We start from the raw sequence: 25,095 nt of genomic DNA on the forward strand, positions 1-25,095 counted from the left end.
CTCCAGGGGATGCTGATGGCTGGCCAACGGTTGTCGATGGCCTCACGGGTTGGAAGTTCGGAAATGAATCACATAGTTCACACGCTCGCGGCCGGAGTTGCCGCGATGACCCTCCTGGGCACGGCCTGTAGTGCCCCGAGCACTGAACTGGAAGAATCGCCGGTAGATTTGGAGGAATCGCCAGCGGACTTGTCCAATGACGCGACCGGTCAGCCAGAGACCGACCTCTCCCTCGCCTTCGGCGAGGCGTACCAGAACCAACGCGGAACCGTCACCGTGTCCGCGCCTGAGCCCTACCTGCCAAGCGATACCGCGGCGATGAGCCCCGACAGCCAACGGGCGATCATTGTCACGGTCACCGCTTCCAACACCACGTCCGAGGTGTTCTCCGCCTACGAATGGACTGTCGGTGTGACCGCGGACGGACAGACCGGTGAAGAAGTCGTCGACTACGGCACCAGCGGCGGCCCCACCGATCCGCCGGACATTCTGCCGGGAAAGACCGGGAGTTGGCGAGTCGCGTTGGGGCTTCCGGCGGCGGAGCCGGCCGAGATCATCGTTTCCGTGTCCATGACCTGGGATACGGCCGAATCGATCTACTGGGAAGGGACCGGCTAGGTTTCCGGACCGCGCCGACGCGGTCCGGGCGAGATGAGGACGTCGTCCCGTCAGCTAGTTCGGCAGGCGTAGCCAGACGTCTGGTGGGCCGGTGATGGGGCGGGCGTCGGGGAGGCGCAGGCCGGTGAGGGCGCAGGCGTAGGCGATCGCGTCGTGGCGGCAGGTGTAGGCGAGCAGGACCTGGTCGGACGGCTCGTTCTCCATCGCCTCGCCGGCGGGGAACAGGTCCGCGGCGACCAGTACGCCGTTGCGGGACAGGGAGCCCTGGGTGCCGCTTTTGGGGTTCTCGTAGAGGGCGTAGCAGAAGGTGCCCGGCGAAAGCCGTTCGTGCACGTCCTGTTGTTGGGGGCGGTAGCCCATGGGCTGGGTGAGGACCGTGCCGCCCGGCACGTCGGAGGCGCCCACGACGGCGAGGTCGTTGTCGTCGCGGGTGCAGGGGGTGGCGTGGAGACGGCGGGTGGTTTCGGCGACGTCGATGCCGGCCACGCACGCCAGGCCGAGGCCGAGGAGGTACGTCTCGCCCAGGACGGACCTGAGTCGTGTGGACTCGGTGAGCAGTGCGGACTCGTGGTCGGACAGCGTGGCCGGCGGGCCGAACAGGTCAGGTGTGGGGCCGGCGGCGGCCAACCGGGCGGGCGACCAGCCGGACATCATCGGCCGGTGCGGGTCGGCGCCGGCGGCCACCAAGGCTCGCGCGTTGTCCGGTTTGCCGGCGAAAACCGCGCGCCAGAGCGGGGTTCGGCCCTCAGCCAACTCGTCGACGTCGGGCGCGGTGGCCGCGAGGGCGGCGACCGCCTCCGCGTTCCCGTAGTCGGCGGCGTCGTGCAGATCCATCGCCGCACCGTACAAGGAGTCCGGATCAGTGCGCGTTGGGCGTCAGGTTCCAGCGGCCAGGCCGAACGCGACGAACGTGGCGATGCCGAGCACGAGGGCGATCACCGCTGCCGCCCAGCCGCCGAGGTCGCGGTCGCGCACGCCGCAAAAACGCCGCGGTCTACGCGGCCAGGGCCAATACCACGCACACGATCCTGAGAACCGTGCCCACCCCGCCCTGCCAGAGCCCTGCTCGCTGGGGTGGCTGCGGACGTGGCGGGGCACACCGCCGGCCAGCCGGACCCGGTTGATCAGGAGTCCGGCGCCCAGGCCGCCGAGGACCGCCGTCCATTCGCGCACGCTGTCCAGCAGGGCTTTGCCCGCCGCTCTGCCCGCTTCTCGCCATGACATGTCGCGCTGGTCGGTCCGGGTCGTCACCACGCCAGGAGAGGCGGGGCAGGGGAAACCCGATCGGCGCGGCGTCAGCGGTGGTTGGCGAAAAAGCGCTCCAGCAACGCCGTGCACTCGTCGGCCAGGACGCCGCCCACCACCTCCGGTCGGTGGGGGAGGCGGCGGTCGCGCAGGACGTCCCAGAGGGAGCCGGCGGCGCCGGTTTTCGGTTGCCAGGCGCCGAAGACGACGCGGGAGACCCTGGCCAGGACGGCGGCGCCGGCGCACATCGTGCACGGCTCGACCGTCACCACCAGGGTGCAGTCGGTGAGGCGCCAGCCGTCTCCGTGGGTCCGGGCGGCTTGGCGGAGGGCGAGGATCTCGGCGTGCGCCGTCGGGTCGCCGAGGGCTTCCCGGGCGTTGGGGGCGGCGGCCAACTCGTGGCCCTGCGGGGACAGGACCACCGCGCCGATGGGGATGTCGTCGGTGGCCAGGGCCTCGCGGGCCACGTCCAGGGCTCGGCGGACGTGAATCTCGTTCGCGGGGGTCACTGGGGGATGGTGTCCAGGAGCTTGCTGAACTCGTCGGCGAACCCACAGCGCTGGGCGATCATGTGCAGCTGCTCGTCGGGGTACAGGTCGACCTCGCCGACGATGACCTGGAGTTCCGCCGCCGGCAGGCCGATGTCGGCGAGGATGTCCAGGGCGCCTTCCGGCCACACGTCCTCGTCGTCGTCCTCGGTGGGGGGTTCGACGCGGAGCAGGTCCAGGGCGTCGGCGGCGATGTCGTAGTCCAGGGCCGCCGCCGCGTCGGACACCAGCAGCGACAGGCCAGCCGGGCTGGGGCGCAGGATCAGGAAGAACTGGTCGTCCACCCCCAGCAGGCCGAACACCGCGCCCGTGCTGCGGACCTTGCGCAGCTCGGTGATCGCCAGGTCCAGCTCGGCCAGCGCCGACTCGGGCAGGGCGGTGCATCGCCAGCGGCCGTCCTCGCGTACCACCGCCACCGCGAAACCGGGCACCGCATCCTTGTCGGACATGTGCACACGGTATTCCTGATGTCCACCGGCCGAAAGAAGAGGGTTGCCAGACGGTCACCGGCAGCGGTAATGAGGCCCGCGCCCCCGCCCCGCCGGTGAGACCATCGACACATGACTACCGCCGAGATCCCCACCCTGGCGCGTGACCCCCGGTTCACCGGGTTGGTCGAGGCCGCCCGCGCGCTGCAACCGCGCACGGTCGCCCTGCGCCGCCAGCTGCACAAGCACCCGGAGGTGGGCCTGCGGCTACCCCGCTCGCAGGCGGCGGTCCTGCACGCCCTCGACGGCCTCGACCTGCACGTCACCACCGGCGAATCCTGCGACTCGGTGATCGCCGTGCTCAACGGTGCCAACCCCGGGCCCAGCGTCCTGCTGCGCGGCGACATGGACGCGCTGCCGCTCACCGAGGACAGCGGCCTCGCCTTCGCCTCCGAGGAACCAGGGCACATGCACGCCTGCGGCCACGACACGCACACCGCCATGCTGGCCTCCGCCGCGCGGCTGCTCAGCTCGCGGCGCGACGCCCTGTCCGGGCGGGTCATCTTCATGTTCCAGCCCGGCGAGGAAGGCCACCACGGCGCCCGGCACATGATCGACGAAGGCGTCCTGGACGCCGGCGGGCGACCGGTCGAACGCGCCCTGGCCCTGCACATCACCGCCACCGCCACCTCCGGGGTGATCACCGCCAAACCCGGGCCCATCATGGCCAGCGCCGACGCCTGGACGGTCACCGTCACCGGACGCGGCGGGCACGGCGCCATGCCCTTCCACGCCATCGACCCCGTCCCCGCCGCCGCGGCGATGGTCGGAGCACTGCAAACCATGGTCACCCGGCGGTTCTCCGTGTTCGACCCGGCCGTGCTGACCGTCGGACGGATCACCGCCGGCACCACGTCCAACGTCATCCCCGAGACCGCCGAACTCGAAGGCACCGTGCGGACCCTGTCCGAAACCGCACGCGCCGAGGTACTCGAACAGATCCCAGCCGTGTGCCGGCACATCGGCGCGGCGCACGGCGCCACCACCGACTTCGAACTCGTCACCGGCTACCCGCCGACCGTCAACGACGACGCCGTCGCCGGCCGGGTCCTCGACCTCGCCGCGTCCGTCCTCGGCCAGCGGCACGCCACCGTCATGCCCGACCCGCTGATGGCCTCCGAGGACTTCTCCTACGTCGCCCAGAAAGTGCCGGCGACGCTCGCGTTCCTCGGCGCCTGCCCGCCCGGCTCCGAACCCGACTCCGCGCCGCCCAACCACTCCAACCGCGTGCACTTCGACGAGTCCGCGTTCGCGCACGGAGTCGCCATGTACGCGGCGTTCGCCCTGGACACCCTGCGCTGAACAGCGGCTCTCCAGAGTCGTGGACCATGATGGAGCCCATGCGAGCGGTATGCGTGATCGGACTCGGTCTCATCGGCGGCTCGGTCCTGCGGGCGGCCGCCCGCTCCGGGCGGCAGGCCTGGGGCGCCACCACGTCCGAGACCGACGCCTCGGCCGCCGTCGCCGACGGGTTCACCGTCGCCTCGACCGAGGACGCGCTCGCCAAAGCCGTCGCCGAGGACGCGCTCGTCGTGGTGGCCGTGCCGCTGCCGGCAGTGCCCGACGTGCTGCGGGTCGTCGGGGCCGTCGCGCCGTCGTGCCTGCTCACGGACGTGGTGAGCGTGAAGGAGCCGGTGGTCGATGCCGTCGCGCGGTTCGCGCCCGGCGTGCGGTACGCCGGCGGACATCCGATGTCCGGCCGGTCGGAATCCGGTTGGGCCGGCGGAGACGCCGAACTGTTCGACGGCGCGCCCTGGGTGGTGGCCTCCGAGGACGACACCCCGCTTGACGCCTGGCTCGCGGCGGCGAGCCTCGCGTTGGACTGCGGGGCGCACGTCGTGCCGGCCTCCGCCGGGGAACACGACGCGGCGGTCGCCCGCATCTCGCACCTGCCGCACATCCTCGCCGCCGTGTTGGCCTCGACCGGGGCGGACGGGGGTCCGTTGGCGTTGTCGCTGGCAGCCGGTTCGTTCACCGACGGAACCCGGGTGGCCGGCACCCGGCCGGAGTTGGTGCTGGCCATGTGCGAGGGAAACCGGACCGCGCTGCTGGACGCCGTCGACGACGCGCTCGGACGGTTGGGGGCGGCCCGGGGCGCGCTGGCCTCCACCGGAGGTCTGGCGGCGACCGTGCGCGGCGGGCACGACGCCCGCGGCGCGCTGGTGGCGTTGCGGGAAGCCAGGGTGCGCGGCTGCGACGAGCTGCGGATCGGGGTCACGGGCGAGGAAGCGATGGACGAACTACGGGCACTGGGAGCCGGCGGCGGCCGAGTGATCCGACTCGAGGGCGATGTGGCCGTCGCCTGCCTGCCGGACGACTGAACGCGACCGCGCCGCACCGGGTCAGCGCGGCGACCGGTTCGCGACGGCGGATGGGCACGAGCGGGCGAACGTTCCCGCCGGTCGCCCGGGCCGGAGCCAGCCGGGGCCGGCGCACGAGCGGCTTCCTGTCCAAGGCTGAGCGCGGTGATGACGACTGCGACGGGCGACTGGGTAGCTGGGTCCTCGGCCATCAGCCCGCGCCCGCCGGGTTGGCGGGACAGGACCCCCCGCGAACCCGGGAGCCGACCGGAAATCAATGTTTTCGCAGGTCAGCCCACGGGGATCCCCCCGTTTTCCAGTCTAGCAAGGATGACCGACAGTTCTCGGTGACGACCGGGGTGCCTGTGGACAACTCCGGATGACTCGGGAACGGCCGCGGGAGCTAGCGCGGAACGCGGGAGGCGATCCCCGGGTAGTCGATCACCAGACCGTCCGGGTCCACGGTGAGATCAGCGCTGAAACCCGGAACGGAATAGTTGATCACAGCGCCGGACGAGGACACCGACACCGTCCGGTAGGTCTGCCGTACCAACCGGACCGACAGATCCGGCATGGAAACCTGCAACACCGGAAGCTCGTACTCCCCGGCCTCCCGGTGCAGCCCTAACCGCCGAATGGGCAAGGACGTGAACGTGACCGCCCCGGTCACGTCCACGTCCTTCGCACCGTCGAACTCGTTGCGTTCGGTGCCGTGGCCATGGTCGACCAACCACACACCGTCCTGCGTCCGGCCCACCGACACCTGGCGTTCCTCGTCAGCGGTGGTCGTGCGGAGCAGGCCCTTGCCGACCTCCCCGCCCCGCGCGACGGTCAGTTCGAACGACGCGTGGAACGGATCCTGGCTGGTGGCCGCGACGATCCTGCCGGTCGCCCGCAGCCGGCCGTCGGAGACCAGTAGGCGGACGGACTCCAGGTACGGCGCGGCCACTCCCTGCCAGGTCATCATGAGCGGCTTGCGCGAGGTCACGTGTCGTCCTGCCCTTCCCACGGTCACGGACGGGCCGCGTGATCCTCAACCTTACGGGGAAACCGCTCAGGCGCGACGGCGTCGACGCAGGAACAGCAGCGCACCCGCACCGGCACCGACCAGCACCAGGCCGATCATCACCGGGGCGAAGACGGACGCACCGGTCTGTGCCAGGTCGCTCTCGTTGGCCTTGGGCTGCGGGACCGGGGTGGACTCGCTGGTGGTCGTCTCCGGCGGGGTGCTGGTGGAGGTCTCGGTGGTGGGCGGCGGGGTCGTGGAGGTCTCGACCGGCGGCGCGGCGGTCCAGTTGGCGCTGGCCTTGACGGTGATCTCGCTGTTGGACGCCTTGGCCACGATCAGCGACTGGGTCTTCTTCTCCTCGTAGCCGAGGCCGACGAACAGGCGACCGGTGTCCACGGTGGCCTTGGCGGTCACCTCGAACGTGGTCTCGCCGTCGGGGGCGTCCGCCGGGACGTCCAGGTACAGCTCGCTGCCGCTCTCCAGGGTGCGGGCGTCCAGGTCACGGCCTTCGGCGTCGGTGATCCGCACGCCCTCGGGCAGTTCGGACTTCAGGGAGTCGATGGTGCCGGTGGTGGTCACCGTGAACGGGCCGATGCGCTCGCCGGCCTTGCCGGTCAGCTCCTTGGGGCTGATCTCCAGCGCCGGGGTCGGCTGGTCACCGATGCCGACGTTGTCCTCGCCGATCAGGTAGTCGTAGAGCGCCAGCACGTCCGCGTCGAACGCCTTGCCGACGACCGGCAGCGGGTTCTTGCGGTTGAGGTCGACACCGTCGCTCAGGTGCCAGATCGCGGCCTGGGTGCCGGTGATGGCCTCCTCGCGGTTGAGGCCGGCGTGCAGGTCGACACCCTTGTCGGTCAGGGTCTTGGCCAGCGCCTGGCGCTCGACGACCGGGTAGCTGTTGTGCAGGATCCAGTTGATCCGGTCACGGTTGGCGTGGAAGGGCGAGTCGGCGGCCGGGTAGGAGTCCCACGGCTGCTCCTGCATTTCCCGCTTGTGGTCGAGGTTGGTGCGGATCTCGACGCAGTACATGTCGAGCTTGCTGCCGTCGGAAAGCCTAAAACCAATCAGCTTGGCCAGGATCTCCTTGAGCTTTCCGCTGCCCATGTTGACGTGGTAACCGTCGACCGCACCGTCGGGGAAGCCGGTGACCGGCTCGGCGGCGGCCGGCAGGGCCGCGGTCGTCATCAAGGTCACTGCCGCACCGAGCGCCGCGACTCCGGCGCGGGCGGCCCTGAACCTGCTGGCCATAGAGCTCTCCTAGTAGATCTGGTGGAGCCGCAGCGTATCCGCCGACGAGATCGGCTCCGGTCACCGGGGGTCATTAGCGCATACGCTGTGAACTCCCTGTCGGGTCGGACTATCGTCCCGGGGGTGACCGGTTGGCACGGCGAGAGCGGGAACCAGGGTGGCTGGGGCGCCGAGCCCTACGGCCAGGACCCTTACCACGTGGCGCCCGAACCGCCCGGGTACCCACCGCCTCCTCCTCCGCCGCCGCGGTCCTCACGGCTGCCGATGATCTTCGGTGTGCTGGCGATCGCGGTGATCGTCGGCGCGGTGGTGACGATCGTGTTGCTCAACCGGGAGTCGGGGACGCCGGTGGCCCAGCCGACCTCGTCGGCTCCCCCGGCGCCGACCTCGACGCCCTCGACCGAACCGACGACCCGGCCCACGACCCAACCCACGACGCGACCGGGCAACCGGGACGGGTGGCAGACCGTCGACAACAGCGCCGACTCCGGGCTGGTCTACGACGTGCCGCCGGACTGGAAGGTGGTGTCCTCGACCCGGCCGAGCGGTCTGGGCGTCGACTTCACCGGCACCGCCGACTACGGGTCCTACCAGTGCGAGAGCGGCACCTACGTCCGCACCTACGCCACCAGCGGCGACGTGCAGGCCAAGGACGGCAAGGATCTCGACCTGGACAAGACGGTCACGGACTTCGCCAAGGCGTTCGCCGCGCAGGCCTTCGGCGACACCGCGAAGGTCTCGGTGCCCGAGCCGGAGGAGTTCGAGATCGACGGGCGCCGGGCGGCGCGGCTGGCCGCGAAGGTCACCCCGCGGGTGTCCACGCCGGCGTGTGACGCGACCGAGGGCGAGATCGCGATCGTGGGCGTGTTGCTGGAGGAGGACGGCAAACCGGCGGGGGTGGCGATGCTGGTGGTGGTGAGCGACGTCGCCGGCGGGCCGGCGGAACCGAAGTCCCTGCCGACGACGGTCGCCCAGGAGGTACTGGGTTCGGTCAGGGTCGGCTGACGACCGTGCGCAGCACGGTCAGCGGCAGCGGGCCGCTGCCGAGCACGGTGTCGTGGAAGGCTTTCAGGTCGAAGTCCGGCCGGGCCTGCGCCTGGGCGCGCATCGACTGCAGCTCCAGCCGGCCGACCATGTAGGACAGTGCCTGGCCGGCGTAGACGGTGTACCGGTCGGTCTCGTTGCCGATCTCCAGGTCCGACATCGGGGTGTTGTCCCGCAGGAACGTCACGGCGCGTTCGCGGGACCAGCCCTTGGCGTGCAGGCCGGTGTCCACGACCAGCCGCCCGGCGCGCATCGAGTCCATGGCCAGCATGCCCAGCCGCATGACGTCGGAGGAGTACAGGCCCATCTCGTCGGCGAGCCGTTCGGTGTAGAGGCCCCAGCCCTCGGCGTAGGCGTTGGGGGTGGCCACGCGGCGCAGCAGCGGCAGGTGGGTCAGTTCCTGGGCGAGCGCGATCTGCAGGTGGTGGCCGGGGACGGCCTCGTGGAAGGCGACGACCTCGGCGGCGAACCGGTCGCGTTCGGTGGCGCGGTCGGTGTTGGCGAAGTAGGTGCCGGCGCGGCTGCCGTCCAGCGAGGGCATCACGTAGTAGGCGGCCGGGGCGCCGGGGGCGTCGGCGGCGGGGATCGGTTCGATGGCGCAGCGGGTGGCCGGCAGGCGGCCGAAGTAGCCGGGCAGGGCCGCCTCGGCGCGGACGACGGCGTCGCGGGCGGCGTCGAGCAGTTCGTCGCCGTCGCGCCAGCGCATGGCCGGGTCGCCGCTCATCCGGGCGAAGATCTCGGCCCGGTCGCGGGTGCCGAAGACCCGGGCGCCGGTCTCGGCGTACTCCTCGGTGAGCGCCTCGATCAGTTCCAGGCCGGTGCGGTGCAGCTCGTCGGGGTCGCGGTCGGTGGTGGTGTGGTGGCGGGCGAGGCCGGCGTACATGGCGTCGCCGTCGGGCAGCCAGCACAGGCCGGGGTGCTGGTCGTCGCGGCCGTGCGGGGCGATCTCGGTGTCCAGGACGTGGCGGTAGCCGGCGAGGGCGGGGCGGACGACGTCGGCGAGCAGGGCGGCGCGGCGGTCGGCGGCGTCGCCGGTGAGCGGCTGGCGGGCCAGCGGGTCGGTGTCGGTGTCGGCCAGGTGGCGGTCGAGGTGGGCGACGGCGGAGCGGACCAGCCGGGCGACCGGGACGCGGCCGGCGGCCACACCCTCGCGGTGGCGTCGCGCGACGGTGTCCAGGTAGGCGGGGACCGCGCGCAGGCGTTCCAGGTAGGACTCGACCTGCTCGCCGGTGCCCAGGACGACCATCGGCAGGATGTGCAGCAGTTCGGCGACGGGGCTGACGAACAGGTCGGAGATGGCGTACTCGACACCCCGGCCGTCGAGTTCGTCGACGGTGGAGCGCGCCTGGTGGGCGACGACGGCCCTGGTGACCTCCTCGTCGGCGGTCAGGGGCGCCGGGTCGATGGCCTCGGCCCTGGCGGCGAGGTCGAGGCAGCGGGCGCGGACCGTGTCGTCGGCGGCTGCCGAGCGGTCGGCGAGGTCGGTGTCATGGCCGGGGATGCCGAGGATGGTCGCCCACAGGGGTTCCCTGGTGAGGGTGACGGTGAGCAGTTCGTCGGCGAGTGCGTTCGGGGTGTCGGACACCTGGCCAAGCTACCGGTGCTCGCGCTGGTAGCCGCGCCACCGTTCCATCATGCCGTGGATCTCGCCGCGCAGGAACTCGAAGAACCGGCGGCTCTCGGCCAGGCGGGCGCCGGCGCGGCTGTTCTCGCCGACGACCGCGACGCCGTCGCCCATGAGCATCGCCCACTGTTCGAGTTGTTTGTCGCGGTTGGCGTAGGCCTCGTACCAGAGGTCGTCGGTGACCTCGTAGTGGTCGCGGCGTTCGCCGGGCTGGCGGGCGCGGTGGATCAGGCCGACCTGCTGGAGGTAGCGCACGGCGCCGGAGATGGCGGCGGGGCTGACCCGCAGTTGGGTGGCGAGGTCGCTGGCCGTGCTCCGGCCGTCCTCGTCGAGCAGCAGTGCGCCGAACACGCGCGCCGGCATCCTGGGTACCCCGGCCTCGACGAGCAGCAGGGCGAAGCGCTCGGCGAACCGGGCCGCGGCCTCCGCGTTCTCGCTCTCGGCGTTCTGGGTGTCGGCCACGGTGTGATCCTCCTTCCTGGATGGTGTGAACCCAGTCAGTTTATACGCTTTCTTAACTTCACAAATTTGTGAAAACAGGTCTAGCGTCGGACCCATGACAACGGCAATCTCCGTGTCCGGCCTGGTCAAGACCTTCGGCCAGACACGTGCGCTCGACGGTCTCGACCTGACGGTGCGAACCGGGGAGGTGCACGGCTTCCTCGGCCCCAACGGCTCCGGCAAGTCGACGACCATCCGGGTCCTGCTGGGCCTGCTGCGCGCCGACGCCGGCGAGGTCCGGCTGCTCGGCGGCGACCCGTGGGCCGACGCCACCTCCCTGCACCGCCGGCTGGCCTACGTGCCCGGCGACGTCTCGCTGTGGCCGAACCTGTCCGGCGGCGAGGTCATCGACCTGCTCGGCCGGCTGCGCGGCGGCCTGAACCAGACCCGCCGCGACGAGCTGCTGGAGCGCTTCGACCTCGACCCGACGAAGAAGGGCCGCACCTACTCCAAGGGCAACCGGCAGAAGGTCGCCCTGGTCGCGGCGCTGTCCTCGGACGTGGAACTGCTGGTGCTCGACGAGCCGACCTCCGGGCTGGACCCGCTGATGGAGTCGGTGTTCCAGGAGTGCGTCACCGAGGAGCGCGAGCGCGGCCGCACGGTCCTGCTCTCCAGCCACATCCTGGCCGAGGTGGAGACCCTGTGTGAGCGGGTGAGCATCATCCGTCTCGGCCGCACCGTGGAGACCGGCACGCTCGCCGAACTGCGGCACCTGACCCGCACGTCCATCGCCGCCGAGCTGGCCGGGCCGCCGACCGGGCTCGCCGAGCACCCCGGCGTGCACGACCTGAAGATCGACGGCAACCAGGCCCGGTTCGACGTCGACACCCAGCAGCTCGACGCGGTGCTGCGCGAGCTGACCAGGGTCGGCGTGCGCAGCCTGACCAGCCAGCCGCCGACGCTGGAGGAGCTGTTCCTGCGCCACTACGAGGGTGACCTCGCCGGGAACGGCCGGCACGCGGCGGGTGTCCGGTCATGACCACCACCGCCGTTCCCGCGCAGGCCAGGGCGGCCGTGACCGCCCAGCGTGACGGCTTCGCCGGCACCGGCGCCTTGGTGCGGCTGGCGCTGCGCCGCGACCGGATCGTCGCCACCCTGTGGGTGCTGCTGTTCGTGGTGATGGCCGCCGGGTCGGCCTCGGCGTCGGCCGAGCTGTTCCCGACGGTCGAGTCCCGGGTGCGGGCCGCCACGGCGATCAACGACGCCCCGGCGACGCTGGCGCTCTACGGCCGGGTGTTCGACCCGACCTCGCTTGGCGCGGTGTCGCTGATCAAGCTCGGCGCGTTCGGCGCGGCGCTGGTCGCACTGGTGTCGATCTTCATGGTGGTGCGGCACACCCGCGCCGAGGAGGAGAGCGGACGGCTGGAGCTGATCGGCTCGGCGGTCGTCGGCCGGTACGCGACGCTGAGCGCCGCGCTGCTGCTGTCGGTGGCCACCAGCCTGGCGCTGGCGCTGCTCACGGCGCTGGCGCTGATCGGGTCGGGGCTGCCGGCCGCCGGGGCGCTGGCCTTCGGCCTGGCCTGGGCCGGCGCTGGCATCGCGTTCGCCGCCGTCGGCGCGCTGGCCGCGCAGGTCACCGAGAGCGCCCGCACGGCCAACGGGATCGGCGCGGCGGTGCTGGCCGCCGCCTACCTGCTGCGCGCGGCCGGTGACGCGTCCGGGGTGGACACCTCGACGTGGCTGTCGTGGCTCTCGCCGATCGGCTGGGCCCAGCAGGTGCGGCCCTTCGCCGGGGACCGCTGGTGGGTGCTGACCTACCTGCTGGTCTTCGCCGTGCTGGTGGCCGTCGCGGCCTACGCGCTGGTCGCCCGGCGCGACCACGGCGCCGGGCTGCTGGCCCAGCGGCCCGGCCCGGAGCGGGCGGCGCGGAGGCTGTCCTCGCCGCTGGCCCTGGCGCTGCGGCTGCACCGGGGCTCGCTGACCGGCTGGCTGGTCGGCATGGCGCTGGGCGGGCTGATCGTGGGCAGTATCGCCTCGCAGATCGGGGAGATCGCCGACAACGACCAGTTCCGCGACATGATCACCAAGCTGGGCGGCCAACGCGGCCTGACCGACGCGTTCCTGTCGGCGGAGATGGCGATCATCGGCGTGATCGTGGCCGCCTACGGCATCTCGGCGACGCTGCGGCTGCGGGCCGAGGAGACCGGCGGGCGGGCCGAGCCGCTGCTGGCGACCGGGGTCGGCCGGCTGCGCTGGGCGGCCAGCCACCTCACGGTCGCGCTGGTCGGCAGCGCGCTGCTGGCGGCGGTACTCGGCCTGTTCGCCGGGTTCGCGCACGGCGCGGCGGTCGACGACTTCGGCCAGATCGGCCGGGTGCTGGTGGCCGCGCTGGTGCAGCTGCCGGCGGTGTGGGTGCTGGTCGGGATCACCGTGGCGGTGTTCGGGCTGGCGCCGGGGCTGGTGCTGGCCGGGTGGGCGGCGCTGGTGGTGTTCCTGCTGCTCGGCCAGTTCGGCGAGATCCTGAACCTGCCGGCGGGGCTGATGGACCTCTCCCCGTTCAGCCACACCCCGCGGCTGCCCGGCGGTGACCTGACGCTCACCCCGCTGGTCGTACTGACCGCGATCGCCGCCGTACTGATGGTGGCCGGGCTGGCCGGTTTCCGCAGGCGAGACCTGTCCACCAGCTGAGCTGCCCACCAGCCGAGCTCAGCACGGCCCGACCGAACCCTGATCGCACCATGTGAGTCTGACCCGGAATGCCTGGCCACCCGGTGGGGTTATGGCCAGGCAGACCGGGTTGGACGACGAGGTGGGGCAGGTGGTCGCGCGTGGGCGCCGCATCGGCAGAGACGGTGACGGCACCAGAGACAGCCCGGTTGCCCAGCGAGGTCTGGGTGCTGGTCGCGGCGAACTTCGTGATCGCCGCCGGGTTCGGACTGGTCGCCCCGGCACTGCCGACCTTCGCCCGCAGCTTCGACGTGAGCGTGACCGCCGCGTCGATCGTGGTCAGCGCGTTCGCGGTGTTCCGGCTGGTGTTCGCCCCGGCCAGCGGCCGGCTGGTGTCCCTGCTCGGCGAGCAGAAGGTCTACCTGAGCGGCATCTCGATCGTCGCGGTGACCACCGGGGCCTGTGCCTTCGCCACCGAGTACTGGCAGCTGCTGGTGTTCCGGTCGGTCGGCGGCATCGGCTCGACGATGTTCACCGTGTCGGCCGTCGCGCTGCTGATCCGGCTGACCCCGGCGCCGCTGCGCGGCCGGGCGTCGGGCCTGTGGGGCACCGGGTTCCTGCTGGGCAACGTGACCGGCCCGCTGCTGGGCGGCGGGCTGCTGACGATCTCGCTGCGCACCCCGTTCCTGGTCTACGCCGGCTCGCTGTTCGTGGCGGTGTTCATCGTCTGGTGGTTCCTGCGGAACTCGACGCTCGCGGCGCGGGTCAGCGACGACACGACGGCGGCGGTCACCGTGCGGGACGCGCTGCGCCACCGCGCCTACCTGGCCGCGCTGGGCTCCGGCTTCGCCAACGGGTGGGCGGTGTTCGGCGTGCGGGTGTCGCTGGTGCCGCTGTTCGTGACCGAGGTGCTGCGCCAGGACGACGCGTTCGCCGGCACGGCGCTGGCGGTGTTCGCGGCAGGCAACGTGGTGATGCTGCTGGTCGCCGGGCGGCTGGCGGACACGATCGGGCGCAAACCGGTGGTGATGGTCGGCCTGCTGGTGGCCGGCGGCGGCACGGTGTGGGTCGGCTGGACCGACTCGGTGCTCACGTTCATGATCGCCACGGTGGTCGCCGGGCTGGGCGCCGGGCTGCTCGCCCCGCCACAACAGGCGACGGTCGCCGACGTGATCGGGTCCAAGGGGCGCGGCGGTCCGGTGCTGGCGACGTTCCAGATGTCCTCGGACATCGGCGCGGTGCTCGGCCCGATCATCGCCGGCCTGCTGGCCGACCAGATCTCCTACACGATGGCCTTCGCGGTGACCGGCGCGCTGTGTGTGGTGGCGGCGCTGGTGTGGCTGCCGGCACCGGAAACCCTGCCCCGCGACACCGGAAGTCCTGCCGAGGAAACGGAAACGAAAGCGTAGGTTCTACGTTCATGGCAACGATGGTGACCTTCCATGCCCACCCCGACGACGAGGCCATCAACTGCGGCGGCGTGATGCGCAAGGCCTTCGAGGAGGGGCACCGGGTCGTGCTGGTGGTGGCGACCCGGGGCGAGCTGGGCGAGGTCGAGGACGGCTTCCTCGACGAGGGTGAGCAGCTGTGGGAGCGGCGGGTCAGGGAGACCAACGACGCGGCCGAGATCCTCGGCGCGACCCGCGTGGAGTTCCTGGGCTACACCGACTCCGGGATGATGGGCGAGCCGACCAACGACGTCGCCGGCACCTTCTGGACCGCCGACGTCGAGGAGGCCGCGCAGCGGCTGGCGGCGATCCTGCGCGAGGAGAACGCCGAGATCCTGACCGTGTACGACGACCACGGCGGCTACGGCCACCCCGACCACATCCAGGTACACCGCGTCGGGCTGCGGGCCGCCGAACTCGCCGGCACGCCGAAGGTCTACCAGGCGACGATGAACCGGGACGCGGCCAACCGCTCGCGGAAGATCTTCGCCACGGGCGAGGACGGCCAGGAGCCGCCGGAGTTCGACGAGAGCTTCGGCTCGCCGGAGGCGATCATCACCACCGAGGTCGACGTGACGAAGTGGACCGACCAGAAGCGGGCAGCGATGCGCGCGCACGCCAGCCAGATCAGCGAGGAGTCGTTCTTCCTCGCCATGCCCGACGAGGTGTTCCGGGTGGCGTTCGGCACCGAGTCGTTCATCCGGGTCGGCGCGAAGCCCGGCATCCACGAGTACGACCTGTATGGCGACTGAGCTCCACCACGAGGTGCACGGGCCGGTGGGCGGCCCGGTCGTGGTGCTGTCCGGGTCGCTGGGCAGCGACCTGACGATGTGGGACCCGCAGCTGGAACCGTTGGTGGCGGCGGGTTTTCGGGTCGTGCGGGTCGACACCCGGGGTCACGGCCGCTCACCGGCGCCGCCCGGCCCGTACTCGCTGGCCGACCTGGGCGGTGACCTGGTCGCGCTGCTGGACCGACTGGCGGTCGACCGCGCGTCGATCGTGGGGCTGTCGCTGGGCGGGATGGTCGGCCTGTGGCTGGCGATCCACGAGCCGGCGCGGGTGGAGCGGCTGGTGCTGTGCTGCACGTCGGCCGCGCTCGGCCCGCCGTCGAGGTGGGCCCGGCGCGCGGCCACCGCCCGCGAGTCGGGGATGGACGCGCTGGCCGACGCGATCGTCGGCCGGTGGCTGGTGGAGCCGGCGGACGAGGCGTTGACCGCGCGGCTGCGGGCGATGGTGACCTCGACGTCCGCGAGCGGTTACGCGTCGTGCTGCGCGGCCATCGAGACGATGGACCTCGCCGGGGACCTGCGCTCGATCACCGCGCCGACGCTGGTGGTCTCGGCCTCGCGTGACCAGGCGACGCCGCCCGAGCACGGCCTGGCGATCACCACGGCGGTGCCCGGCGCGCGGCTGGCGGTGGTCGACGGTGTGGCGCACCTGGGCAACGTCCAGGCCCCCGGAGAGTTCACCGGGCTGATCATCGACCACCTGCGGCCGCTGCTCGGGCCGGCCGTGCGGCGCGCGGTCCTCGGCGACGAGCACGTCGACCGCGCGGTGGCCGCCACGACCGAGTTCACCCGGCCGTTCCAGGACCACATCACCGACGCGGCCTGGGGTGCGGTGTGGACGCGGCCGGGGCTGGACCGGCGCACCCGCAGCGCGATCACGCTGGCGGCGCTGGTCGCCCTGCACGCCCCCGAGGCACTGGCGATGCACGTGAAGGCCGCGCTGCGCAACGGCCTGAGCCCGGCGGAGATCGCCGAGGTGCTGTTGCACACCGGGGTCTACGCCGGGGTTCCGGCGGCCAACCGCGCCTTCGCGGTGGCCAACCGGGTCCTCCAGGACGAGGCCTAGCCCCCGGCGAGGACTCGTCGGCGCGGGCGGTCCCGCGCACCCTGCCGCGCGCGCCTGAGGTGTCAACGCCGCTTCAACATCTCGAATGAGTGTGGAACGCCCCCGAACCCGACTCCTATGGTGGGTGAACATCGGCGAAAGGGGGCTCGGATGAATGCGCCGGAATTCGTTGTCCTCCCTGATTCGGCTGAGGCCGAAAGACTGTTCGCGCAGTGGGACACAACGGACTGGAAAACGATCCGCCATCCGTCCGGCCGGCCCTGGATCGCCGGCCACTGGGACGATCTGCGCACGGCTTCCGCTGGTCAGAACGCCCTGACACTCATCGGACTTTCCGACGTCACCGACCGCGGCCTCGAATCCACCCTGACCCGACTGCGGTCTGTCGAACATCTGGATCACGTTCTTCCCGACTGGCGCGGCAGTTTCCACACCATTGCCTCGATCGACGGGCGACTGCGAATACAGGGAACCGCCTACGGCGTTCGGCGGATCTATTACACGACGGTCGATGGCGTGGTCGTGGCCGCCGACCGCGCCGCCACCCTCGCCCGGCTGACCGGCGCCGACGTCGACCCCCGGGCGCTGGCGACCCGGCTGATGTTCCCCACCCCGTACCCGCTGACCGACAGTCCGATGTGGACCGGCGTGCACGCGGTGCGGCCCGGCCGGTACCTCACGCTCGCCCACCGCGATCCCCGCCCCCGCCAGGTGCGCTGGCACCGGCCGCCGGAACCGGTGGTGCCGCTGGCGCCCGGCGCCCGCGCGGTCCGCACCGAACTCGCCGCCGCCGTCGCGCTGCGCACCCGGGGCGGCGGGCTGGTCAGCGCCGACCTGTCCGGCGGCTTCGACTCCACCTCGGTGGCCTTCCTCGCCGCCCGCGACCTGCGCCCCGACGACCTGGTCCTGTGCACCGGCGCCGACCACACCACCGACGACGCGCTGTGGGCGCGGCGCGCGGCGGCCCACCTGCCCGGCGTGGACCACGACCTCTACCCGCCCGAGGAATGGGGCCTGTTCTACGAGGGTCTGGTCGACGAGCGGGACCGCTTCGACAACCCGTGCGGCATCGTCACGACCCGCCACCGCACCACCGCGTCCGTGCGGCGGATGGCCGCGCGCGGCTCCCGGCTGCACCTGACCGGCATCGGCGGCGACCACCTGTTCCTCGGCTTCCCCGCGCACTACCACTCGCTGCTGCTGACCCGGCCGTGGCTGTCGGCCCAGCGGCTGCGCGGCTACCGGGCGCTGTTCTCCTGGCCGTGGCGCGACGTGCTGTCCGCCCTGGGCGACCGGCGCTCGTTCCGCCGCGCGTTCGCCGGCATCGACCCGCGTGACACCACCGCCCACGAACTGTCCACCGTGCGCCTGGCCTGGCAGTACCGCCCGCGCACCGCCGCCTGGCTCACCGACGACTGCGTCGACCTCATCACCGAGGCGCTGGCCGCCGCCGCGCCCGACCTCGAACCGCTGGCACCGACCAGGGGACGGCATCTGGAGCTGGAAGCCATCGACCTCACCACCCGCGACATGGCCGCCTGGCACGACGTGCACCGCGCGGCCGGCGTCCCGATCGCCCTGCCCTACTTCGACGACCACGTGGTCACCTCGGCGCTGTCGGTGCGGCCACAGGACCGGACCTCCCCGTTCGCCTACAAGGGCCTGCTGACCACCGCGATGCGCGGCGTGGTGCCCGAGGACGTGCTGGCCAGGCGCACCAAGGCCACCGGCAGCGCCGCCAGCGCCGGCGGGCTGCGCCGCCACCGCGAGGCGCTCACCGCCCTGTGGGACGACTCGGCGCTGGCCAGGGCCGGGCTCGTCGACACCGACCGGCTGCGGCGGATCTGCGCCGTGCCCGACTCGCCCGAACTGGCCGAGGCCGGCCTGTCGGCCACGCTGGCCGCCGAGCTGTGGCTGCGAGGTGCCCGATGACCGCCTTCGCCGGACACGTCACCGTCACCGAGACCGACTACGGCGTCGTGCTGCTCGACCAGCGCCAGGGCCGCTACTGGAAGCTCAACCCGACCGCCGGCCTGGTGGTCGACACCCTGCGCGCGGGCGGCACCGAACGTGACGCGGTGGCCAGGGTCGTCGGCCGGTTCGCCGTCGACCCCGACCGCGCGGCGGCCGACGTCGCCGCGCTGCTGGCGGCCATGCGCGCGGCGGGGGTGCTCGCGCCGTGACCGTCAACGTGATGATCCCGTGGGACGACCGGCTGCGGAACCGGCCGCCGCTGCTGTGGCTGCGCACGCGGATCGCGATCGCCGTGGCCCGGCCGCTGGTGTTCCTGCCGCCGCACCGGCTGCGCCGAGTGCTGGAGTTCGTCCGCCGGGGCGCCCGGCCGGCCACGTTCGCCGAGGCGGAACTGGCGGTGCACTCGGTGCTGTCCTCCAGCCTCGGCCTCAACGCCTACCGCGCCTGCCTGCCCCGCTCGATCGCCGCCGTGCTGCTGTGCCGGCTGCACGGGACGTGGGCGAGCTGGTGCACCGGCGTGGTGCTGACGCCGCCGTTCTCCGCGCACGCGTGGATCGAGGTGGACGGCCGGCTGGTCCGCGAGAACGTCGGACCCGAGCAGGTCGGCCGCCAGCTGGTGGTCCCCCCTCGTACTGCTCGCTCCTGAGCGGTACCGCGTAATCCCACAAGTGAAAGGAGTGATCATGCACAACGACATCGTCGAGAACGAGGCCGGCACGGTCGTCTACGAGCCGCCGACCTTCGAGGAGGCGGGCACCTTCCGGGGCGCCACCGGCTTCGTCGTGGCCGGGTTCCCCGACCCGATCGGTCCCGGCTGGTTCTGATCCGCCAGGCACGGCACCCGGGAGACCGGGTGCCGTGCCGCGACCACCCCCGCTGTGCGTCGCGCGCCGCCCACCGCCGCACACCGGCTGCTCACCGCTTTTCCCGCCGCTGCCGGCTTTCCCGGCGTCACGCTGTCCCCATGGGAGTGTTGGACGGCAAGGCCGTGGTCATCACCGGAGCCGGCCGAGGTCTGGGCCGCGCCTACGCGCGCCACGCCGCCGAGGCCGGCGCGGCGGTGGTGGTCAACGACATCGACGCGGACGTGGTCACCGAGGTCGCCCGCGAGATCCGGGACAACGGCGGCCGGGCGAGCGCCAGCCCCGGGTCGGTCGTCGACCCCGGGTACGCCAGAGAACTCGTCGACCGGTGCGTCACCGAGTACGGCGCCGTCGACGGCCTGGTCAACAACGCCGGGCTGCGCCACCAGGCCCCGCTGTGGGCCGAGGACCCCGACCAGGCCCGCGCGCTGATCGAGGTCAACGTGCTCGGCACCCTGAACTGCGGCATCGCCGCGGCCGGCCACATGGTCGCCCAGGGCAGCGGGTCGATCGTCAACGCCGGCTCACTGGCCCTGGTCGGCCAGTCGACCGCCGCGACCTACTCCGCGTCCAAGGGCGCCATCGCCTCGATGACCTTCGCCTGGGCCGGCGACCTCGCCGAGCACGGCGTCCGCGCCAACGCCGTCTGCCCGGTCGCCTGGACCCGCCTGGCCGTCGCCGACACCAAACCCACCGGCAACCCCGACGACCTGCCAGAACACATGGCGCCGCTGGTCACCTACCTGCTCAGCGACCTGGCCGCCGGCGTCACCGGCCAACTCCTGCGGTTCCGCCGCGGCACCCTGTACGTGCTGGGCCAGACCGCCGTCAAACACCCGATCCTCGACCGCGACCACTGGGACGTCCACGACATCGCCGACGCCTTCGCCACCGACCTGGCCGCCGCCCTCGAACCCCGCGCCCCCCACCGCGGCCTGATCTGAGAAACCCCGTGGATGATGGAGTCATGCTCGGTGACCGGTGGGGCGTGAGCGAGGGCGAGACCCTGCTCCGCTACCCGTGCGACGACTTCGTCACCGCGCCCACGCTGAGTGCCTGGCGGGGCGTGGACGTCCACGCCCCGGCCGGGGTCGTCTGGCCGTGGGTCGCGCAGGTGCGGCTGGCGCCGTACTCCTACGACTGGCTGGACAACCTCGGCCGTCGTTCGCCGAGAACGTTGGTCGGGTTGGCGGATCCCCGGGTCGGCGAGCGGTTCACCACCGCGGGCCGCCGGCAGTTGGGCCGGATCGTCTCGGTCGAGGCGGGGCGCCAGCTGACGGGCAGGATCATGGGCGCCTACCTGTCCTACGTCCTGGTCCCCCAGCGGCCGGACACGACCCGGCTGCTGCTCAAGGTCGTCCTGCGCACCAATCGGCTGGTCGCCCTCGGCCTGTCGGTGGGTGACCTGGTGATGGCCCGGCGCCAGTTGCTGAACCTGAAGCGGCTGGCCGAGCGGTCCCTGACCGGGTCCTGAGGGTGATGTCGGCGCCGCCGGCCGGGGGACGGCGTGGCGCGGGAGTCGTTCGGCGCCACGCCGTCGGGTTCACGGGGTCCAGACCTTGCAGAGCCGGTAGAAGTCGTCGGCGCGGGCCGTGTACTTGGCGATGATGTCGGCGTCCCGCACACGCAGGACGTTCTCGTCGGACTGGCGCAGGCCCTTGTAGGTGAGGTTCGCGCTGCCGACCAGGAGTTGGGGCGCGGTCGAGGCGTCCTTCCTGATCGTCAGGAACTTCTCGTGCATGGGGATGCCGCCGTAGGCCGCGGCGCTGCCGCACTGGCGCACGATGATGCCGCTGTCCGGGGCGGCGAGGTCCTTCAACGCCGCGAACGTCTCGTCGTCCGGCGTCTCGGGGTTGTCACCGGACTGGCCGAACACGGCCTGGACCACACAGCCGCGCTTGGCGGCCGCGATCAGCTGGGTGACCACGGCGGCGCGCTGGATCCGGTAGTTGGCGACCTTGATGCTGCCGCCGGCCGTGCACGCCTCGGTCCGCAGGATGTTCGCGATCGGGTCGTTGGTGCCGTCGTAGGGGCTGTCGGCGCCGGTCTCGTGGAACGGGAAGGCGAACAGCTGGTAGGGGTCGGCCGCCGCGCCCCACCGGCGGTTGTAGGCGTCGTCGCCGGTGCTGCTCTGGTGGAACTCCAGGTCTGCGAAGTAGAACGAGTAGTACAGGTGGACCTTGGGGTCGGTGACGGTCAGCGCGCTCTGGTAGGCGTCGTAGGTGTCCAGGTTGGCCGAGGAGATGTAGGTGACGTTGGTGGCCACGGTGCCGTTGGTCAGCAGGACACCGGACAGGGTGATGAACTTGTTGTGGTTGAGGGCATAGCTCGGGTCGTTGTCGCCGCCGAACTGCCGGGTGCCGATGCAGCCCCGGGACGCGACGAAGGAGTCGCCGTCGGCCACCCGGTTGCCGCAGACCGCGACGTAGGACGGCTGGGACTTGTCCGCGCCGAGGAACGCCCTCAGCGCGGTGTGTTGCCACTGGCCCCGCATGTGGCCGTCGAGCAGGACGCGGATGTCGACGCCGCGTTCCTTGGCCAGCTTCAGCGAGTCGATGATCGTCTGCTGGTTGAAGTAGTAGAGCGGCAGGTCGATCTTCGACCCGGGCGTCGACGCGTCGATCAGTGCCTTCGCCCTGGCGACGATCGGTGGGTGGTCGAAGGCGAACAGCACGTTCTCGTTCACCAGGTCCGGGCTGATGGCCACCGGCGCGTTCGCCACCTCGGGTTCCGAGGAGGCGGCCACGGCCGCCACGTTCAGTAGTCCGATACTCAGCGCGGCCACGATCACGGATCTGGACAGGCGTCTTCTCACGGGCGTCTCCTTCGTCGGCGACAAGGAGACGGATCGTAATTCGCGTCGTTAGTCCTGCACGAGCAGCCGAATGGGTATGCAAATAGTTGACCAACTACCCCCGGGTGCGGCAGCAGCGCTTGTAGCGCTGGCCAGAGCCGCACCAGCAGGCCGCGCCGCCCTCCGGGGGCCAGGTACCGGCGACCGGCAGGGTCCGCAGGTAGGAGCTGAGCGTCGTGCCGATCGGGGGCAGGCCCTTGGTGCGGACGGCGAACGCGTTGTGGTCGGCGATCCCGTAGGTCGGGGTGTCGGCCCGGGACAGGGCGCGTTCGACCAGGGTCCGGTGGTCGTCCCAGTCGGCGCCGAGGTCGTCCTTGAGGGTGGGCCAGGTGGCCACCGCGCGGGTGTGCTCCGACTTCGGCCAGAACAGCACGGTCGGCGGGACGGTCCGCTGGGGGGCCGGCGCGGTCGGCCGGCCGGCGCGGGCGCGGTCGGCGGCCTTGCGCAGTTGGGTCGCCAGGCCGCCCTCGGTCAGCGCCTGGCCGGCGGTGTAGACCGCGACCGCGGCGTCCAGGTCGCCGGCGGCCTCCAGGGCCTCGCCGTACACCTGGTGCTCGGTCGCGCCGGCCCGGCCGAGGTCGACCAGCCGGGTCCACTCGCGGGTCGCCTCCTCGGACCGGCCGGTGTCGGCCAGGAACGCCGCCAGGTAGGCGAGGACCTCGACGTCCTCGTCGCGGACGTCGTCGGCGACGGCTCTGCGTAAGGTCGCCTCCGCGTCGGCCGGGCGGCCGAACTTCAGCTGCACCTCGCTGACCGCCAGCATCGCGTTCGCCACCGAGAACTCCACGCCGCGCAGCGCGGGGTCATCCACCGCCGCCATCAGCCGGGCGATCGTCGCGTCCGGCGCGCCAGCGTCGAGGGCATCGCGGACCGCGAAATCGATCTCGTCTCCGGTTACCACACCACGTAACGCCATGGGCGGAGATTACTCAAGCCACCACCCGGGCCAGTGCGGCCGGGTCCGGCGCACCGTCGGCGATCACCACGGTGTAGTGGTGGGACAGCGCGCGGTCAGCGGCGACCGGCACCTCGCGGTCGAAGAACGGCGCCGGGCACACCGCGGCGAACGGCTCGGACCGCACGAACCACTTCGGCTCCTCCGGCGCCACGAACACCAGCGTGGACTGGCCGCCGGCGCCGTCGTGGCGCCCGCGGAAGGCCAGCCACGGGGCCCGCACGCCCATCAGCTCGTCGCCGCCGACCCGGCCGGGCACGTGCACGCTGCCGCCGGTGAACGACCTCGGTCCGCGCCAGAACAGGCCGCCGTAGCCGGCGTTGGGGCGGCCCTCGGTCGTCGGGCTGCCGATCACGATCTCGCGGCCGGACACGTTGGTGAACTCCGTGCCGAAACGCAGCGCCCACGCGCCGTCGGCCACCCCGAACGACAGGGTGCGGGCCTCGGTGAACCACACCTCGCCCTGCTCGGTCACCCACTCCAGGGTGTGTGCCAGGCGCACCACCTCGTGCGTGGCGGTCACCTCGGTGAAGCCGGTGTGGCGCATGGCGCCGTTGTTGGGCAGCTGCTCGTAGCCCCGGTCGCGGCGGAACGTGGTGCCGCCCCAGAAGTTCGCCGGCCCGACGTTGGGCAGCGACCAGGCGATCCCCTTGTGCCACACGTGGTCGTGCGGGCGGTGCAGCGACACCACCTGCCCGCCGAGGGTCCGCAGAGGATGCAGATAGGGCCTCGGGGACTCCGGGGCCGGGTCGTCGGGGCGGTAGACGTAGCGGGCGATCTCCGTGCCGTCGCAACGGATCCGCATGGCGAGGCCGTGTTCCTCGACCAGGGTCATGACCACGGCGCGCCCGTCCCGTCCATGCGGCGGTAGAACGGCGAGTCCGGTCCGAGGTCGCCGGCGCGGACACGTTCGCCGGTGAACGCCGAGGCGTAGGTCGCGGCGATCAGCTCGACGGTGGCCCGGGTGTCGGTCAGCGACACCGGCGGCTCGGTGCCGGCGGCCAGCGCGTCGAGCACCGCGCCCAGCTGCGCGTCGTGCCCGCTGCGCACACCGGTCGGCCCTCCCGCCCAGGCCTGGGCGACGTCCTGGGCGTGGCCGGGGGCGGCGGTGACCGTCCAGTCCTCGTCGCCGTAGCCGTAGACGTGGTCCAGCTCGACGGTCGCGTGTTCGAAGTCGAACCGCAGGTAGCTGCGTTCGCGAGGGGACACCACGCTGTTCACGACGGTGGCGACCGCGCCGTTGGCGAAGGTGACGATCGCGCAGGACAGGTCCTCGGTGGCGGTGGGTTTGGCCTGGCGGGCGGCCACGGCCACCACCTCCCGCCACTCCCCCATGATCGAGAGCAGCAGGTCGAACTGGTGGATGCCGTGGCCCATCGTCGGGCCGCCGCCCTCCACGTCCCAGCCGCCGCGCCAGGGCACCGCGAAGTACTCGTCGGGGCGGAACCACAGGGTGTGGCAGACCGCGGTGGTCGGCCGGCCGAGGCGCGGGTCGCCGACCAGCCGGCGTAACGCCTCCGCGCGGCTGCCGAAGCGGTGCTGGAACACCGTCGCGAACGTGGCGCCGCCCTCGGCGGCCGCCTCGGCGATCTCGTCGAGTTGGGCGAGGCTGAGCACCGGCGGCTTCTCGCACAGCACGTGCACGCCCCGGCGCAGCGCCGTGACGGCCTGGGCGGCGTGCAGGCCGGGCGGGGTGCACAGGTGCACCAGGTCGGGGGTGGTGGCGGCGAGCAGGGTGTCCAGGTCGGGGTAGAGCGCGGGCACCGACCACTTCTCGCCGAAGGCGCGTAAGGCAGCGCGGTCGATGTCGGTGGCCGCGACGATCCGGGAACGGGTGGCCTGCCGGCTGAGGCTGGCCGCGTGGAAGCCCGCGATCTCGCCGGTGCCGACGATCGCGCTGTCGAAGGTCGCCATG

The 25,095-nt window shown here is 72.2% G+C and carries 26 protein-coding genes; 15 read left to right on the top strand and 11 right to left on the bottom strand.

The features are described 5' to 3' along the window. Nucleotides 1-105: 105 nt before the first annotated feature. A complete protein-coding gene (locus BLA60_RS26605) occupies nucleotides 106-618 on the top strand; it encodes a hypothetical protein (RefSeq protein ID WP_154814616.1) in 513 nt (170 codons plus the stop codon). A 54-nt stretch (nucleotides 619-672) separates the two neighbouring features. Here BLA60_RS26605 and BLA60_RS45715 read toward each other — a convergent pair whose 3' ends face one another. The 3 genes from BLA60_RS45715 to BLA60_RS45725 all read right to left on the bottom strand — a co-directional run bounded on the left by BLA60_RS45715 (nucleotide 673) and on the right by BLA60_RS45725 (nucleotide 2,860). Then, nucleotides 673-1,452: an ankyrin repeat domain-containing protein gene (locus tag BLA60_RS45715; protein WP_245812162.1), complete on the bottom strand. Its 780-nt coding sequence runs from the start codon at nucleotides 1,450-1,452 to the stop codon at nucleotides 673-675. Between the two features lie 461 nt (nucleotides 1,453-1,913). Next, nucleotides 1,914-2,372: a nucleoside deaminase gene (locus BLA60_RS45720; protein WP_075135742.1), complete on the bottom strand. Its 459-nt coding sequence runs from the start codon at nucleotides 2,370-2,372 to the stop codon at nucleotides 1,914-1,916. Beyond that, nucleotides 2,369-2,860, bottom strand: a complete 492-nt coding sequence (locus BLA60_RS45725) for a tRNA adenosine deaminase-associated protein (protein ID WP_075135743.1) — start codon at nucleotides 2,858-2,860, stop codon at nucleotides 2,369-2,371. The genes BLA60_RS45720 and BLA60_RS45725 overlap by 4 nt, the downstream gene beginning before the upstream one ends. 111 nt (nucleotides 2,861-2,971) lie before the next feature. On the opposite strand from BLA60_RS45725, the gene BLA60_RS26625 reads away from it, so the two are divergent. After that, a complete protein-coding gene (locus tag BLA60_RS26625) occupies nucleotides 2,972-4,201 on the top strand; it encodes a M20 metallopeptidase family protein (RefSeq protein WP_075135744.1) in 1,230 nt (409 codons plus the stop codon). Nucleotides 4,202-4,239: 38 nt separating this feature from the next. Further along, on the top strand, nucleotides 4,240-5,220 hold the full coding sequence (locus BLA60_RS26630) for a prephenate dehydrogenase (protein ID WP_075135745.1): 981 nt from the start codon (nucleotides 4,240-4,242) through the stop codon (nucleotides 5,218-5,220). Nucleotides 5,221-5,602: 382 nt separating this feature from the next. On the opposite strand, the gene BLA60_RS26635 is transcribed toward BLA60_RS26630, so the two are convergent. Continuing rightward, nucleotides 5,603-6,187, bottom strand: coding sequence for a putative glycolipid-binding domain-containing protein (locus tag BLA60_RS26635; RefSeq protein ID WP_154814617.1), 585 nt, complete (start codon nucleotides 6,185-6,187; stop codon nucleotides 5,603-5,605). Between the two features lie 66 nt (nucleotides 6,188-6,253). After that, nucleotides 6,254-7,456, bottom strand: coding sequence for a thioester domain-containing protein (locus BLA60_RS26640; RefSeq protein WP_075135746.1), 1,203 nt, complete (start codon nucleotides 7,454-7,456; stop codon nucleotides 6,254-6,256). Nucleotides 7,457-7,579: 123 nt separating this feature from the next. Between BLA60_RS26640 and BLA60_RS26645 the strand changes: the two genes are divergently transcribed. Continuing rightward, a complete protein-coding gene (locus tag BLA60_RS26645) occupies nucleotides 7,580-8,461 on the top strand; it encodes a DUF8017 domain-containing protein (RefSeq protein ID WP_154814618.1) in 882 nt (293 codons plus the stop codon). Here the strand turns inward: BLA60_RS26645 and BLA60_RS26650 are convergent. Continuing rightward, nucleotides 8,448-10,085, bottom strand: a complete 1,638-nt coding sequence (locus BLA60_RS26650) for a DUF885 domain-containing protein (protein WP_075135748.1) — start codon at nucleotides 10,083-10,085, stop codon at nucleotides 8,448-8,450. The two genes, BLA60_RS26645 and BLA60_RS26650, sit on opposite strands and share 14 nt — an antisense overlap. Before the next feature lie 9 nt (nucleotides 10,086-10,094). Next, nucleotides 10,095-10,586, bottom strand: a complete 492-nt coding sequence (locus BLA60_RS26655; RefSeq protein ID WP_075135749.1) for a GbsR/MarR family transcriptional regulator — start codon at nucleotides 10,584-10,586, stop codon at nucleotides 10,095-10,097. Between the two features lie 94 nt (nucleotides 10,587-10,680). Here BLA60_RS26655 and BLA60_RS26660 point away from each other — a divergent pair, with 94 nt between their 5' ends. The 11 genes from BLA60_RS26660 to BLA60_RS26705 all read left to right on the top strand — a co-directional run bounded on the left by BLA60_RS26660 (nucleotide 10,681) and on the right by BLA60_RS26705 (nucleotide 20,845). Further along, the gene (locus BLA60_RS26660; RefSeq protein ID WP_075135750.1) at nucleotides 10,681-11,604 is read left to right on the top strand and encodes an ABC transporter ATP-binding protein; all 924 of its coding nucleotides are present in this window, start codon (nucleotides 10,681-10,683) and stop codon (nucleotides 11,602-11,604) included. Continuing rightward, nucleotides 11,601-13,253 (top strand): ABC transporter permease, encoded by a 1,653-nt coding sequence (locus tag BLA60_RS26665; RefSeq protein ID WP_075135751.1) that lies wholly within the window; start codon nucleotides 11,601-11,603, stop codon nucleotides 13,251-13,253. The genes BLA60_RS26660 and BLA60_RS26665 overlap by 4 nt, the downstream gene beginning before the upstream one ends. A gap of 164 nt (nucleotides 13,254-13,417) precedes the next feature. Next, nucleotides 13,418-14,641 carry an MFS transporter gene (locus BLA60_RS26670; RefSeq protein ID WP_075135752.1) on the top strand — a complete coding sequence of 408 codons (1,224 nt, stop codon included), beginning with the start codon at nucleotides 13,418-13,420 and terminating at the stop codon, nucleotides 14,639-14,641. 11 nt (nucleotides 14,642-14,652) lie between these two features. Next, nucleotides 14,653-15,432: a PIG-L family deacetylase gene (locus BLA60_RS26675; RefSeq protein ID WP_075135753.1), complete on the top strand. Its 780-nt coding sequence runs from the start codon at nucleotides 14,653-14,655 to the stop codon at nucleotides 15,430-15,432. After that, nucleotides 15,422-16,534 carry a bifunctional 3-oxoadipate enol-lactonase/4-carboxymuconolactone decarboxylase PcaDC gene (gene pcaDC / locus BLA60_RS26680; protein WP_075135754.1) on the top strand — a complete coding sequence of 371 codons (1,113 nt, stop codon included), beginning with the start codon at nucleotides 15,422-15,424 and terminating at the stop codon, nucleotides 16,532-16,534. Before BLA60_RS26675 ends, pcaDC begins: the two co-directional genes overlap by 11 nt. Nucleotides 16,535-17,050: 516 nt before the next feature. Beyond that, nucleotides 17,051-18,466: an asparagine synthase-related protein gene (locus BLA60_RS26685; RefSeq protein ID WP_162293010.1), complete on the top strand. Its 1,416-nt coding sequence runs from the start codon at nucleotides 17,051-17,053 to the stop codon at nucleotides 18,464-18,466. Next, the gene (locus tag BLA60_RS26690) at nucleotides 18,463-18,717 is read left to right on the top strand and encodes a lasso peptide biosynthesis PqqD family chaperone (RefSeq protein WP_075135756.1); all 255 of its coding nucleotides are present in this window, start codon (nucleotides 18,463-18,465) and stop codon (nucleotides 18,715-18,717) included. Before BLA60_RS26685 ends, BLA60_RS26690 begins: the two co-directional genes overlap by 4 nt. Then, entirely contained in the window at nucleotides 18,714-19,154 is a 441-nt protein-coding gene (locus tag BLA60_RS26695; protein WP_075135757.1) for a lasso peptide biosynthesis B2 protein, read from the top strand. The genes BLA60_RS26690 and BLA60_RS26695 overlap by 4 nt, the downstream gene beginning before the upstream one ends. Before the next feature lie 37 nt (nucleotides 19,155-19,191). Beyond that, complete coding sequence (locus tag BLA60_RS43625; RefSeq protein WP_154814619.1) at nucleotides 19,192-19,332, top strand: hypothetical protein; 141 nt, start codon at nucleotides 19,192-19,194, stop codon at nucleotides 19,330-19,332. A 140-nt stretch (nucleotides 19,333-19,472) separates the two neighbouring features. Beyond that, nucleotides 19,473-20,315 carry an SDR family NAD(P)-dependent oxidoreductase gene (locus tag BLA60_RS26700; RefSeq protein WP_075135758.1) on the top strand — a complete coding sequence of 281 codons (843 nt, stop codon included), beginning with the start codon at nucleotides 19,473-19,475 and terminating at the stop codon, nucleotides 20,313-20,315. Between the two features lie 23 nt (nucleotides 20,316-20,338). After that, the gene (locus BLA60_RS26705) at nucleotides 20,339-20,845 is read left to right on the top strand and encodes a polyketide cyclase (RefSeq protein WP_075135759.1); all 507 of its coding nucleotides are present in this window, start codon (nucleotides 20,339-20,341) and stop codon (nucleotides 20,843-20,845) included. 69 nt (nucleotides 20,846-20,914) lie between these two features. Here the strand turns inward: BLA60_RS26705 and BLA60_RS26710 are convergent, their stop codons facing one another. The 4 genes from BLA60_RS26710 to BLA60_RS26725 form a co-directional block, all read right to left on the bottom strand. Beyond that, a complete protein-coding gene (locus BLA60_RS26710; protein ID WP_162293011.1) occupies nucleotides 20,915-22,186 on the bottom strand; it encodes a phospholipase D-like domain-containing protein in 1,272 nt (423 codons plus the stop codon). Nucleotides 22,187-22,280: 94 nt separating this feature from the next. Beyond that, on the bottom strand, nucleotides 22,281-23,141 hold the full coding sequence (locus tag BLA60_RS43630; RefSeq protein WP_154814621.1) for an SEC-C domain-containing protein: 861 nt from the start codon (nucleotides 23,139-23,141) through the stop codon (nucleotides 22,281-22,283). Between the two features lie 13 nt (nucleotides 23,142-23,154). Continuing rightward, nucleotides 23,155-24,015, bottom strand: a complete 861-nt coding sequence (locus BLA60_RS26720; protein WP_075135879.1) for a DUF6807 domain-containing protein — start codon at nucleotides 24,013-24,015, stop codon at nucleotides 23,155-23,157. Then, nucleotides 24,012-25,094 carry a Gfo/Idh/MocA family protein gene (locus tag BLA60_RS26725; protein WP_075135762.1) on the bottom strand — a complete coding sequence of 361 codons (1,083 nt, stop codon included), beginning with the start codon at nucleotides 25,092-25,094 and terminating at the stop codon, nucleotides 24,012-24,014. Before BLA60_RS26725 ends, BLA60_RS26720 begins: the two co-directional genes overlap by 4 nt. Between the last annotated feature and the right edge of the window lies 1 nt (nucleotide 25,095).

It is taken from the genome of Actinophytocola xinjiangensis (assembly GCF_001921215.1).
In the GTDB taxonomy this organism is placed as follows: Bacteria; Actinomycetota; Actinomycetes; order Mycobacteriales; family Pseudonocardiaceae; genus Actinophytocola; species Actinophytocola xinjiangensis.

Coding starts and splice junctions, on each gene's coding strand:
- BLA60_RS26605 (WP_154814616.1), top strand. CDS start 106: ATGACCCTCCTGGGCACGGCCTGTAGTGCCCCGAGCACTGAACTGGAA.
- BLA60_RS45715 (WP_245812162.1), bottom strand. CDS start 1,452: ATGGATCTGCACGACGCCGCCGACTACGGGAACGCGGAGGCGGTCGCC.
- BLA60_RS45725 (WP_075135743.1), bottom strand. CDS start 2,860: ATGTCCGACAAGGATGCGGTGCCCGGTTTCGCGGTGGCGGTGGTACGC.
- BLA60_RS26625 (WP_075135744.1), top strand. CDS start 2,972: ATGACTACCGCCGAGATCCCCACCCTGGCGCGTGACCCCCGGTTCACC.
- BLA60_RS26630 (WP_075135745.1), top strand. CDS start 4,240: ATGCGAGCGGTATGCGTGATCGGACTCGGTCTCATCGGCGGCTCGGTC.
- BLA60_RS26640 (WP_075135746.1), bottom strand. CDS start 7,456: ATGGCCAGCAGGTTCAGGGCCGCCCGCGCCGGAGTCGCGGCGCTCGGT.
- BLA60_RS26660 (WP_075135750.1), top strand. CDS start 10,681: ATGACAACGGCAATCTCCGTGTCCGGCCTGGTCAAGACCTTCGGCCAG.
- BLA60_RS26665 (WP_075135751.1), top strand. CDS start 11,601: ATGACCACCACCGCCGTTCCCGCGCAGGCCAGGGCGGCCGTGACCGCC.
- BLA60_RS26675 (WP_075135753.1), top strand. CDS start 14,653: ATGGCAACGATGGTGACCTTCCATGCCCACCCCGACGACGAGGCCATC.
- pcaDC (WP_075135754.1), top strand. CDS start 15,422: ATGGCGACTGAGCTCCACCACGAGGTGCACGGGCCGGTGGGCGGCCCG.
- BLA60_RS26690 (WP_075135756.1), top strand. CDS start 18,463: ATGACCGCCTTCGCCGGACACGTCACCGTCACCGAGACCGACTACGGC.
- BLA60_RS43625 (WP_154814619.1), top strand. CDS start 19,192: ATGCACAACGACATCGTCGAGAACGAGGCCGGCACGGTCGTCTACGAG.
- BLA60_RS26700 (WP_075135758.1), top strand. CDS start 19,473: ATGGGAGTGTTGGACGGCAAGGCCGTGGTCATCACCGGAGCCGGCCGA.
- BLA60_RS26705 (WP_075135759.1), top strand. CDS start 20,339: ATGCTCGGTGACCGGTGGGGCGTGAGCGAGGGCGAGACCCTGCTCCGC.
- BLA60_RS43630 (WP_154814621.1), bottom strand. CDS start 23,141: ATGGCGTTACGTGGTGTGGTAACCGGAGACGAGATCGATTTCGCGGTC.
- BLA60_RS26720 (WP_075135879.1), bottom strand. CDS start 24,015: ATGACCCTGGTCGAGGAACACGGCCTCGCCATGCGGATCCGTTGCGAC.
- BLA60_RS26725 (WP_075135762.1), bottom strand. CDS start 25,094: ATGGCGACCTTCGACAGCGCGATCGTCGGCACCGGCGAGATCGCGGGC.